Below are 12,549 nucleotides of genomic sequence, written 5' to 3'. Positions count from 1 at the left end.
TTAAAGATGAGAACACAACACAAACTATCGTTGCATAGAGAGACACTTAAACATAGGAATAAAAAAAGAGCCAAGGTGACTGCGTCACCTGGCTCCTCGGTCCACCAACATCAAAAATTCATGAACCACTATTATTTAAGGGCTCGGATATTTTTTTATCCGTATAATATGATAGAATAAAAGAGTGATTATTATGTATATCTGTTTAACATAACTAGATGTTTTATATATACAAGGAGGTATATTGTGGCACAATTATTTGAAATTAAAAACGGAGAACAATTCGGTATTTTTGTTCTAATTAAAGCAGCGGATATTCGTACAGCGCGTAATGGGAAACCATTCATAGCCTTTCGATTCCAAGACCGTTCAGGTTCGATGGACGGTATGTTCTGGTCAGCAACTGAAGAAGAAGTGAACTTATACCAAGCAGGTAAAGTTGTTTTTCTGAGAGGTAAGAGAGATACATATCAAGGAACACCGCAAGTAAAGATTGAATCCATGCGCCTAGCAGAAGCGGGTGAGCCGGATGATCCAACGCTTTATGTTGAGAAAGTGAAAGTTAAACGTGAAGACTTGGAAGCAGAACTTGATGATGCGTTATTACTTATAACTGAACCAAACATTGCACGTGTCGTTCGTAAAATCATTCACCAAACGCAGGAAGACTTCTTTGTCCATCCAGCAGCCAAACGATTACACCATGCCATGGCAGGTGGACTAAGCTTCCATACATTATCAATGGTTAAAATCGCACGTAATTTATTATCGATTTATCCACAACTGAATCCAAGTTTATTAATTGGAGGAATCATCCTTCATGATATTGGTAAAACTGTTGAATTAAGTGGAGCCATCTCAACAGAGTATACCCTTAAAGGGAAGATGATGGGACACATCGTCATTATCTCAGAGATGATTGACCGTGCGTGTGCTGAAATTGGCGTTGATCCTGAGAACGAGTCAATCTTATTACTGAAACATGTGGTATTAGCTCACCATGGTAAAATGGAATTTGGTAGTCCTGTCTTACCACAATTACTAGAAGCAGAGTTAATTCACTATATTGACGATATGGACGCTAAAATCAACATGATTACTGAAGTCCTAGATAAGACTGAGCCAGGCGAATTTACATCACAAATCTTTGCACTAGACCGCCGTCAAATCTATAAACCTAAATTCCAAAAATAATCTAAAGAGAAAAGAGAGATAATATGGATTCACATAAAGACGAACATGCACATGAACATGGCCATGATCACAATCATGACCACGATCATGACCACCATCATCACTCTGAATTAGATCATTTAACACATAATCATGGTATAGACATTGTATTACAAGGTGAGTTAAATGCTAATATTGAGCGAGTTTGGGAAGTGTTAACATCGAATGAATACGTCAAACAATGGTTCCCTGAACTTGAATTTGAATCACTCAAAGCTGGCGGAAACTTGATGTTTAATTCAGGCGACATGCATATAGATATGATGATTTATGACGTTGAAGTGCCGTCTCACTTGTCATTTGAATGGGGAGAAGGAAACATTGTAACCTTTGACCTTGTTAGCAATGACGACTTAACGACGCAACTGAATTATACTCAATGGATTCATCATATTGATGAAGAGCATAGTCCGAAAGACGTGACGGGTTGGTTAATTTGTATGCAAAATATTGCTGCGATCATTGATAACAAACCTATTCCAGACACAATGGAGTTATACAATGAGTATTACGATGAAGTAGAACAGTTGATAAAAGAACAAACATCGACTGAGTTTGAATAGAGATTATTTAAGAAGTGTTGTAGCTATTGCACAACACTTCTTTTTGTGACTATATTTATGAACAACTGTGTAGAGGAAAATTAGAGTTCTATGATATACTAAGAATAGTCTCGCTGAAACACAGCGGAAGTTAAATTAGAACGGAGAATCATGATGGAAAAGTCAAATTCGCAAAGTTTATACCAAGCATTATGGAATTCAGCTGATATATTAAGATCAAAAATGGATGCCAATGAATACAAATCATACTTATTGGGGCTTGTCTTTTATAAGTATTTATCTGATAGAATGTTAGTACATTCTACAGAGTTACTAGAAGAAGAGTCACATGACTTAGAAAAAGCTCAGTTGATCTATGCAATTGCATATAAAGATGCAGATACTCATGAGGATTTAAGAGAAGCTTTGAAAGATGATATTGCCTATGACATTAAACCAGAGCTAACTTTCTCTGCACTTATTGATGAAATTAACAATAATACTTTCCAACGAGAGCATTTACAACAAGGATTAAGAGACATTGAGCAATCAAATCCAATCTTTGAAGACTTATTTGAAGATATTGATTTAAACTCAAGAAAGCTAGGACCTAATCCTCAGAAACAAAACCAAACAATTTCATTGTTAATGAAAGAACTCGCTGATTTAAATCTTGTTGATTATGACGGAGATGCGCTCGGAGATGCTTATGAGTACCTTATTGGTCAATTCGCTTCAGAATCAGGGAAGAAAGCGGGAGAATTTTATACACCGCAACAAGTAGCTAGATTAATGACACAAATTGTATTAATGGGTAAAGAGGATCAAAAGGGATTCACAATTTATGACCCAACTATGGGATCGGGATCGCTTCTTCTAAACGCACAACGCTATTCCAATGAACCATTAAGCGTTCGTTACTTTGGACAAGAATTAAACACTTCTACCTATAACTTAGCACGTATGAATATGTTTCTTCATAGAGTGCCTATTGAGAATCAGAAGTTACGTAATGGTGATACACTTGATGAGGATTGGCCAACAGATGAGCCGACAAACTTCCAAGGTGTATTAATGAACCCTCCATACTCAGCAAAATGGTCAGCATCTAAAGGCTTTTTAGATGACCCAAGATTTTCTTCATTTGGCGTATTACCACCGAAATCTAAGGCTGACTTTGCATTCTTACTACATGGTTATTATCATTTACGTAATGATGGAGTTATGGCAATTGTACTTCCACATGGCGTATTGTTCCGTGGTGCATCTGAAGGGAAGATACGTAAAGCTCTATTAGAAAACGGAGCCATTGACGCGGTGATTGGTTTACCAGCTAATATTTTTGTGAATACAAGTATCCCAACTACAATCATTATTCTAAAGAAAAACAGAGTAAATCGTGATGTAATGTTCATTGATGCATCAAATGAATTCACAAAAGAAAAAAATCAAAACATCTTAACTGAAGAAAACATTGAAAAGATACTTGAAACTTATAAGAAGCGCGAATTTGTAGATAAGTATGCCTATTTAGCACCTTATGATGAGATTGTAGAGAATGACTATAATTTAAATATCCCACGTTATGTAGATACTTTTGAAGAACCAGAACCCATTGATGTGGTTCAATTGAGTAAAGATATTCGCGAAATTGATGCTGAAATTGAGCAAACTGAGAAAGAATTACTTTCAATGATTGATGACTTTCAAGTGACGGATGAAACACGAGATATCATTCAAGCGATGAAAGAGGTGTTTCAATAATGGCTAAGGAAGAAAGAAGACAACCGGAACTTAGATTTAAAGGATTTACAGACGATTGGGAACAGCGTAAGTTACGGAGTATCTCAAAAATTGTAACAGGAGGGACTCCTAAAACCACAATAAAAAAATATTGGGCTCCAGAAGAAATTCCGTGGATGTCTTCTGGAGAGATTAATAAAAAAAGACTAAAGGATACTGATGCTAAAATTTCTAAAATTGGTTTTAATAATTCAAGTGCTAAGTGGGTAAAAACTCAATCTATACTCATTGCACTGGCTGGCCAAGGTAAGACACGTGGAACTGTTGCAATTAATTATATCCCGTTAACTACAAATCAATCTATTGCAGCCATAGAACCTAATGAAGAAATAAATGCAGAATATCTATATCAAAATTTAAATAATAGATATGATGAATTGAGGTTAAAATCTTCCGGTGATGGTACCAGAGGTGGGTTAAATAAAAAGATTATTTCAGAGTTAATGATACCCATTCCTGAACTCAAAGAACAATTACAAATTGGGTTATTATTAAAAACTGTTGATAAGGACAACGATGTTCCCAAAATGGTGTTTTTTTCCAAAGAATTATCCCGGTTTATCACCAAATTTTTTTGCTCCCTTTAATCGAGCGAAAATACTACTCTTAAATACTATTTTACTAAGCTTTCCATGCTATAATGAGATAAATTAGACTATTAAATAAGAATGAGGGAGAGCTATGCCGTCTTTTACTAGTGAAGCAGAATTTGAAAAAAATATAATAAATCAATTGATTCAAGGAGAGTCACAACGGACTTATCGTGATGATTTAAAGACTGAAGATCAATTATGGGACAATTTCAGACAAATTTTGGAAGCGAATAATGTTAGCGTTCTGGATGGTGTTCCATTAACTGACCAAGAATTCGAACAAGTTAAAGCAGAATTAAACTTTAGCTCTTTTTATGCTGCTGCAGTTTGGTTAACAGGAGAGAATGGTGTCGCTAAGGCTACAGTTCAACGAGAAGATGCTAGCAAGGGAACTATATTATTGCAGGTTATTCGACGTCAAGACATTGCTGGTGGGACATCTATCTATGAAGTAATTAATAAGTATCGTACGACACAAGTGAGTCCAGTTGATCGACAAAGGATTTTTGATGTAACTTTATTAATTAATGGGCTACCTATGATTCATATTGAATTGAAAAACAAATCAGATGGGTATATGTCTGCTTATGAACAAATTAATAAGTACTTAAACGAAGGTAAGTTTAATGGAATTTATTCAACGACTCAGATGTTTGTCGTTACAAATGGATCTGACACACGGTACATTGCAGCAGGTCGAGGAGAAAAACTTAATTCTAAGTTCCTTACAACTTGGGTAGATAAGGATAATAAGCGAGTGAATAATTATTTAGAATTTGCGGAACATGTTTTATCGATTCCACATGCGCATAAATTAGTCACACAGTTTACTGTAATAGATAACGAAAAGAAATCACTAATTTTACTGAGACCTTATCAAATCCATGCTATCGAAGCAGTGGAAAGGGCATCTAGAAGAAGAGAGTCAGGTTATGTTTGGCATACGACTGGATCAGGAAAGACTTTGACTTCTTATAAGGTAGCGAGAAACTTACTTCAAATACCTTCAATAGATAAGACAATATTTATCGTTGATAGAATAGATCTTGATCAACAAACGACGGCTTCTTTTACGTCTTATGCAGAGAATGATGTTATTGATATAGATCAGACTGATAATGTCTCTGATTTAGTAAAAAAACTAGTTTCAAATGATAGAACACTTATAGTGACGACCATTCAAAAATTGAATTATGTTATGAAAAGATATGGAGATAACGAAAACAATCGGAATTATAAAAAGTTACGATCATTGCATGTAGCCTTTGTAGTAGATGAATGTCATAGGGCGGTCTCACCAGAAAAACAACAGGAGATTAATAAGTTCTTTCCTTATGCTCTTTGGTATGGTTTTACAGGAACACCACTTTTTGTAGAGAATGCTCGTCAAGAACAGGGAAATTTAGCACGAACTACTGAAGAACAATATGGCCCTAGATTACATGAATATACAGTCAAAGAAGCAATTAATGATAATGCTGTACTTGGGTTTCAAGTAGAGTACAACAATACTATTAGTGATGATGATTTAATAGATATTGTTAAACATGAAGCAAAAGTCGATAGTGTATTACATATGGATGAGGTTCAGAAAGAAAAATATATACCCACACAAATTTATTATTCTGATGAACATAAATTAGAGGTGATTGATACAATTATTAATCATTCAAAAAATAAATTTAACTTGGTTCGAGGAATCGGAAATACTTACAGTGCAATATTGACGACGAGTTCTATTAAAGAAGCTCAACGATATTATGATTCATTTAGAGAAGTCATCGAGGGTAGAAGTTCAGTTGTTATTTCTGACAAAGTGAAAAAAGCAGTGGTTGACTTTCCTAAAGTGAGTGTCACTTATTCTGTAACAGAAACTGAGGAGAGTTCATTTGAGAACCAAAGTCATTTAAAAGGTGTTTTAGAGGATTATAATAAGATGTACAATACTAATTATGATTTAAGTAATCTTCGAGGATTCAATAGAAATTTAAATGATAGATTAGCTCGGAAAAAGGAAATATATAAATATAGAGAAGAACAAATTGATATTGTTATAGTTGTTGATCGACTATTAACTGGGTTCGATGCGCCTTCTTTAGCATTACTATTTGTCGATAGACAACCTATGAGACCACAAGGTTTGATCCAAGCATTCTCTAGAACCAACCGTATTTATGACCATACTAAACAATACGGACAAATCATGACGTTCCAATCGCCAGCTACATTTAAAGAGGCAGTTCAAGAAGCTTTTCTCTTGTATTCTAATGGAGGCGAAAATGCTATTCAAGCTCCAGATTGGGATGAAGCGTTTAGTAATTTCACTTTTGCTTTAGAGGAGTTAAGATTTATAGCTCCCAATCCAGATAATATTGATATGAATGATGAGACAGAAGCACTAAAGCTCTTTGTGAAAAACTATCAACAATTTGATAAAACGTTCAGTGCAATCAAAGTATACTCTAATTATGATGAAGATTACTTTAAAGAAGAATTTGGATTAAAAGTAGAGTTGATTGAAGATTACCACGGTAAATACGAAAATGCATTGCAAGAAATTAAAGAACGGATTGGCGAGAATGATGTAGAAGAAATATTATTTGATATTGACTATAAATTATCATCAATTGGAACGGATAAGATTGATTACGAGTATCTTATTCTACTCATTCAAAACTTATCGAATGAAAGATACAATCAAAAAGATGATAAACCAAGTAAAAAGAGAGTTAATGAAATTGAAAAGTATATTTCTGACTTTAAACAAACAAATCCAAAATTAGCTGTCATTATTGACGATATCTGGAATGAAGTTCAACATTTACCAAAAGAAGAATTGAAAAACTTAGATGTATCTCAAAAACTTCAGTTAAAGATTGAAGAAAAGATAGATACGATTGAAGAGAAGATTACTAAAGAATATTTCTTAAATAAGGAAGATTTCGCTTTCTTAGTAGAAAACTATAACCCAGCTAAGAAAAAACAAATCGGTGAGACAGAATTAAAAAGAAGTGCTGATTATAATGCCTATAAAGAAAACACTGAAAATGGAGTTAATCGATTAAAATTCTGGAAACATGTAAAGAATGAATTTACAGACGTTATTGAAGAAGAGATACTACCATTAAACTGGCGCTAGTATATTAAAGAGGAACCTGCTACAAAATAGCAAGTTCCTTTTTTTAATACAGTCTTTTCTCTGTTCCGTCCAATTCAACATACATTGAAGCATCCTGAACGGTCTCCACAATACCATGATAATTATCATTTTGATCTTGCGCACCAATATACAAGATATAAATAAGTTTATTCTCAGGTGAGAACCACATAGGTTCAATAAAACGACGTTGTGCTTGAAGGTCTTCAGATAAGCGTTTAACCTTTGGCCAAACTCTAGCGGGGTGACAATATTCTAAGTCACGTCCAATTTCTAAAGGTGATCTTTGGAAGAGCATCTCGTCATAAGGACCGATATTATTAAAGTATTTAAACTTATGATCGCCGTCAACGTAAGTAATCTCAAAGGGCATTGAATCCAAAATGAGTCTCACTTGCTTTAAACTTAAATATCCTTCGCCGATACTAATCAATTGCTCATTAGAAAAATCCTTTGGATCATTGACTACTGTCTCATTGCTTACAGACCAGTTGAATTCCAACTGTCCTTTACCAAATTGAAGTACTTGTGATTCTGCTTGAGACTGATGTTTGTGATTAACCTGAGTTAAATTAGCTGGATCCTTAAGTGTTAAATCAACCTTACTTTGAGGGAGTAAATTACGCCATTTATCCGTTTGAATATCTAAGATAGGTTGGATGTTTTGTATTATTTCAACGAACCCTTGATATTGCCCGGCTTCATTAAAGAGTGCTTTATACGAAATATATAAGAATTCTGATTCATCTTCAAACCAAAAGCTTTCTTCAGTTAATGTGTTATCTTTGAAAGCTTGAACAATGGGTTCTAATGTATCCCAGACAGCTTCTGGATAGACATCTTCTACCTTAGCACCGATGTTTTCAGCGTGTCGTGGTAATATTGATGACTCCTTCTTGTGATTGAAGTATTGTACGATATCATTTTGATCAACAAAAGTAACTTTCACTGGGATGTAATCAAAGATGACTTTGATTTGTTCTAAGCTCAAGTAACCATCACCAATCGAAAGAGGCACTGTTGGGTTCATGATTTGGTTACTGCTTGAGTCAAGCGTCTCATCTGGTTCCCAAAGAACGGTAAATTGACCGGCATTAACGGTAATTTTTCGTGTTTCGATTGTTTTACTTTCCACTGTATTCATTGTTTTTTGAACTGACTTAGTTGGTGTAGGTACTTCTTGAATTGTTAATTCTTCAGCTTTTTTCGTATCTTCTTCGAGTAAGTCTGCCAGGTTTTCTGGTTCCCAAGTTTCGCGAGGAGGAATAATTGCATAGCCGTAATTATCGCTTTGCTGGGCGATGTTGTACCAATCCAATTGATTGAAACTTTCAAGTAAGATATTAATTAATATAGCTTCTTCTTTAAAAATCATTTCATTGAATTCAAATTGGAAAGCTTCATACGTATCTCTTACTTTTGAAAATTTAATATCGGGAAATTTTTCCATGGCTTTATAGGCGCGTTTGAATAAGTCACGGATCTCATCATCTTTTGCCCACATAACTTTTGGTGGAGCGTCGTGGCCGTAACTTTCCATAACCGGGAAGAATAAATGTTCTTTCCGTTTGTAATGGTTATCAAATTGCCCGATGATATCATATTGACGTTTAAGTCCTTTAATCATTCCATTAGACAATTCTTCAACCGGCATTTCTTCAAAGGTATCCAGAATATTGTTAATCCGTAGCAGGGCAGAGCGTAACGCCATATTCTCTTCTTTGAATACTGTTACGGGGTGTCCGGGGTGATCAGCATCGGGTGCTTTACCATCTTCAATCGTACCTTTGAACAGATTCGCGTGAACATTACATAGCTTAAGAACATCTTGAAACGTAATCACACTATCCCCATACATTAATTGATGCTCCATCATGGAGATTTCAATGGCACTCACACCCGTGAAATGCTCATTAAATTCATCCTGAACTGATTCAGGATCCGCTCCATGATGCAGTTTAAGAAGAATACCTTCTAATATATCTATGCGATTGTCTGTATTATTACTCATTCACGTCACCTCCGATGACAGTATAGCCGTTCCAGTGTAGTTCATTCACTAATTGTTCCAAAGGAAGGTTGATTAATTTGCAGCCTTTTTTTAGTGTAACAACTTTTCCAACCGATTGTCTCATGGCTGGATTAGCTAAAGGTTTAAAGCCTAAATCGACAAGAATGTCGAGAAGTTCAGGGTGTGAATCAAGGACTTGTTTCACAGGTCTATTAAGGTCTACTTGATTTTCCATTTTCTTACTCCTTATAAAATTCGATTGATATTAAATCTATTTATGTATAAACTAAACGTACTATATTATATAATACTAGCGAACAATAACTTCATAAGCAATATGAATAAAATAAATATATTATTTAAACGAAAGGAACATCTTTTATGAATGAAGAATTTGGTATTCTATTCAAAAACGAAGCATTAAAGTACGAAGAAGAATTACTAGAGCAATTAACAGGAGTCATCGATCCAGAGTTAGGCATAGATATTGCGAACTTAGGCCTAATATATGAAGTAGATATGGATGAAGCAGGGAAGGTTGAAGTCATAATGACTTTAACAACTGCCGGTTGTCCCTTAGCAGACTTTATTGATAGTGACGTGAGATATCAATTAGCTAACTTTGATAAAATTACTGAAATCGATATAAAAGTTGTCTTTGAACCGCATTGGGATTTATCTCGCATCTCACGCTTTGCTCGTATTGCTTTAGGTATTCCGAGTGATTTTATTCCGAATTAAATTAATATTTAAAAGTCCTGTCTAACGATGGGGCTATTTTTGTACAATGTTCTAAAATTCACATAAATAATTGTTATATCCTATTGCTTTAGGTATAAAAATAGTTTATCATATATGTGTAATGATTTAAAAGTATAGATGTTGCTTCGAATTTATATGGAGGGGATACCATGGAAAAATTAGAAAACGAAAAGATGAATGTAAATCCTTGGGAAGGTTTTACAGGAACTAAATGGCAAGAGTCAATTGATGTTAGAGATTTTATTCAAGAGAATTATACTTTGTACGAAGGTGATGATTCATTCTTAGAAGGCGCAACCATTGAAACTTTCCAATTATGGGATCAAGTAATGGAACTAACAAAAGCAGAACGTGATGCTGGTGGCGTTCTAGATATGGATACTAAAGTTGTATCAACAATTACGTCACATGATGCGGGTTACTTGAACAAAGACGTTGAAAAAGTAGTAGGTGTTCAAACTGACAAACCTTTCAAACGTAGTTTACAACCATTCGGTGGAATCCGTATGTCTGTTCAATCAGCAGAAGCATATGGGTATAAGATTGATCCAGAAATTGAACATATCTTTACAGAGTACCGCAAAACTCATAACCAAGGTGTATTTGATGTATACACACCTGAGATGCGTGCTGCTCGTCGTTCAGGAGTAATTACAGGACTTCCAGATGCTTACGGTCGTGGACGTATTATCGGAGATTACCGTCGTGTTGCATTATACGGAGTAAACCGTTTAATGGAAGAGAAACAAAAAGACTTCGCAAATATTGGTAACGGACAAATGAACGAAGAAGTTATGCGTCTACGTGAAGAAGTTAGTGAACAATACCGTGCCTTACAAGATTTAATTGAATTAGGTAATATTTACGGCTTTGATTTAACTCGTCCAGCTGAAACAGCGCAAGAAGCATTCCAATGGTTATACTTAGGATACTTAGCGGCAATTAAAGATCAAAATGGGGCAGCAATGTCATTAGGTCGTACATCTACATTCCTAGATATCTATATTGAACGTGATCTTGCTACAGGTATGCTTTCAGAAAAAGATGCGCAAGAATTAGTCGACCATTTCGTTATGAAATTACGTCTAGTTAAATTCTCACGTACACCTGATTACAATCAATTATTCTCAGGAGATCCAACTTGGGTCACTGAAGCAATCGGTGGAGTTGGGATTGATGGACGACCACTAGTAACTAAAAATTCATTTAGATTTTTACATACATTATCAAACTTAGGACCAGCACCAGAACCAAACTTAACTGTGTTATGGTCACCAAGCTTACCAACTCATTTCAAACGATTTGTTGCGAAGATGTCTATTGACACATCAGCCATTCAATATGAAAATGACGACATTATGCGTCCAATTTACGGTGATGACTATGCCATCGCATGTTGTGTGTCAGCGATGGAAGTTGGTAAACAAATGCAATTCTTCGGTGCGCGCGCGAACTTAGCAAAAGCATTATTATATGCAATCAACGGTGGTGTCGACGAAATGACGAAAGCACAAGTTGGACCAAGCTATCGAGCAATTACTTCAGAATACTTAGAATATGATGAAGTGATGGAACGTTATGATGACATGTTAGAATGGTTAGCAGGATTGTATATCAATTCATTAAACGTTATCCACTACATGCACGATAAATACAGCTATGAAAGTATTGAAATGGCTTTACATGATACAAATGTAAAACGTACGATGGCTACAGGTATTGCTGGATTCTCAGTTGCAATTGATGCTTTATCAGCAATCAAATATGCAAAAGTTAAAACAATCCGTGATGAAAATGGTCTAGTTGTCGATTATGAAATCGAAGGTGAATTCCCACAATACGGTAATAACGATAAACGTGCTGATGAGATCGGTGTTGATTTACTTAAAGCATTCATGACTAAAGTTAAGAAACATCCAACATACCGTGATGCTATCCATACAACATCAATCTTAACTATTACATCAAACGTTGTTTACGGTAAGAAAACTGGTAACACGCCAGACGGTCGTCGTGAAGGAGATCCATTTGCTCCTGGAGCGAACCCAATGCACGGACGTGATACTCATGGGGCGTTAGCAAGTTTACTTTCAGTTGCTAAAATGCCTTACGAATATGCTTTAGATGGAATTTCAAATACATTCTCAATCATTCCAAAAGCATTAGGTAAAGATGAAGAAATTCAAAAAGACAACTTAGTGAATATGTTAGACGGATATATTAAAGAAGGTGGACACCACTTAAACGTTAACGTGTTTAACCGCGAAACGTTATTAGATGCGATGGATCACCCAGAAGAATATCCACAATTAACTATCCGTGTATCTGGTTATGCTGTAAACTTCATCAAATTAACTAGAGAGCAACAAATGGATGTTATTAACCGTACAATGCACAGTACAATGTAATCACTTAAGTTTTAGATATCTTGTTGAAAGGGGGATATAT

Annotated in this window: 9 protein-coding genes; 7 read left to right on the top strand and 2 right to left on the bottom strand. The window is 35.2% G+C overall.

Annotated elements, in window-relative coordinates:
• Positions 1-246 precede the first annotated feature (246 nt).
• The 5 genes from ACEN33_RS05355 to ACEN33_RS05335 all read left to right on the top strand — a co-directional run bounded on the left by ACEN33_RS05355 (position 247) and on the right by ACEN33_RS05335 (position 7,310).
• Positions 247-1,194, top strand: a complete 948-nt coding sequence (locus tag ACEN33_RS05355) for an HD domain-containing protein (RefSeq protein WP_338489553.1) — start codon at positions 247-249, stop codon at positions 1,192-1,194.
• Between the two features lie 23 nt (positions 1,195-1,217).
• On the top strand, positions 1,218-1,796 hold the full coding sequence (locus ACEN33_RS05350; RefSeq protein WP_407094699.1) for an SRPBCC domain-containing protein: 579 nt from the start codon (positions 1,218-1,220) through the stop codon (positions 1,794-1,796).
• 150 nt (positions 1,797-1,946) lie between these two features.
• The gene (locus ACEN33_RS05345; RefSeq protein WP_407090236.1) at positions 1,947-3,539 is read left to right on the top strand and encodes a type I restriction-modification system subunit M; all 1,593 of its coding nucleotides are present in this window, start codon (positions 1,947-1,949) and stop codon (positions 3,537-3,539) included.
• Positions 3,539-4,165 carry a restriction endonuclease subunit S gene (locus tag ACEN33_RS05340; protein ID WP_407094698.1) on the top strand — a complete coding sequence of 209 codons (627 nt, stop codon included), beginning with the start codon at positions 3,539-3,541 and terminating at the stop codon, positions 4,163-4,165. Before ACEN33_RS05345 ends, ACEN33_RS05340 begins: the two co-directional genes overlap by 1 nt.
• 94 nt (positions 4,166-4,259) lie before the next feature.
• Positions 4,260-7,310 carry a type I restriction endonuclease subunit R gene (locus ACEN33_RS05335; RefSeq protein WP_407094697.1) on the top strand — a complete coding sequence of 1,017 codons (3,051 nt, stop codon included), beginning with the start codon at positions 4,260-4,262 and terminating at the stop codon, positions 7,308-7,310.
• A 43-nt stretch (positions 7,311-7,353) separates the two neighbouring features.
• Here the strand turns inward: ACEN33_RS05335 and ACEN33_RS05330 are convergent, their stop codons facing one another.
• Positions 7,354-9,339: a DUF438 domain-containing protein gene (locus ACEN33_RS05330; RefSeq protein WP_407093910.1), complete on the bottom strand. Its 1,986-nt coding sequence runs from the start codon at positions 9,337-9,339 to the stop codon at positions 7,354-7,356.
• A complete protein-coding gene (locus tag ACEN33_RS05325) occupies positions 9,332-9,574 on the bottom strand; it encodes a DUF1858 domain-containing protein (protein WP_407090232.1) in 243 nt (80 codons plus the stop codon). The genes ACEN33_RS05330 and ACEN33_RS05325 overlap by 8 nt, the downstream gene beginning before the upstream one ends.
• 146 nt (positions 9,575-9,720) lie before the next feature.
• On the opposite strand from ACEN33_RS05325, the gene ACEN33_RS05320 reads away from it, so the two are divergent.
• Positions 9,721-10,080: a metal-sulfur cluster assembly factor gene (locus ACEN33_RS05320; RefSeq protein ID WP_138403990.1), complete on the top strand. Its 360-nt coding sequence runs from the start codon at positions 9,721-9,723 to the stop codon at positions 10,078-10,080.
• Between the two features lie 170 nt (positions 10,081-10,250).
• Positions 10,251-12,509 (top strand): formate C-acetyltransferase, encoded by a 2,259-nt coding sequence (pflB, locus tag ACEN33_RS05315; RefSeq protein WP_407090231.1) that lies wholly within the window; start codon positions 10,251-10,253, stop codon positions 12,507-12,509.
• The last annotated feature ends 40 nt before the right edge of the window (positions 12,510-12,549 follow it).

Source organism: Ruoffia sp. FAM 24228 (assembly GCF_045528575.1).
GTDB classification, from domain to species: Bacteria; Bacillota; Bacilli; order Lactobacillales; family Aerococcaceae; genus Ruoffia; species Ruoffia halotolerans.
The sequence above is the reverse complement of the archived record's forward strand: the minus strand, read 5'-3'. Positions and strand labels throughout refer to the sequence as shown.

Excerpts from the sequence above, each read along its gene's own strand:
- ACEN33_RS05350 (WP_407094699.1), top strand. The coding sequence starts at position 1,218 with ATGGATTCACATAAAGACGAACATGCACATGAACATGGCCATGATCAC.
- ACEN33_RS05345 (WP_407090236.1), top strand. The coding sequence starts at position 1,947 with ATGATGGAAAAGTCAAATTCGCAAAGTTTATACCAAGCATTATGGAAT.
- ACEN33_RS05340 (WP_407094698.1), top strand. The coding sequence starts at position 3,539 with ATGGCTAAGGAAGAAAGAAGACAACCGGAACTTAGATTTAAAGGATTT.
- ACEN33_RS05335 (WP_407094697.1), top strand. The coding sequence starts at position 4,260 with ATGCCGTCTTTTACTAGTGAAGCAGAATTTGAAAAAAATATAATAAAT.
- ACEN33_RS05330 (WP_407093910.1), bottom strand. The coding sequence starts at position 9,339 with ATGAGTAATAATACAGACAATCGCATAGATATATTAGAAGGTATTCTT.
- ACEN33_RS05325 (WP_407090232.1), bottom strand. The coding sequence starts at position 9,574 with ATGGAAAATCAAGTAGACCTTAATAGACCTGTGAAACAAGTCCTTGAT.
- ACEN33_RS05320 (WP_138403990.1), top strand. The coding sequence starts at position 9,721 with ATGAATGAAGAATTTGGTATTCTATTCAAAAACGAAGCATTAAAGTAC.
- pflB (WP_407090231.1), top strand. The coding sequence starts at position 10,251 with ATGGAAAAATTAGAAAACGAAAAGATGAATGTAAATCCTTGGGAAGGT.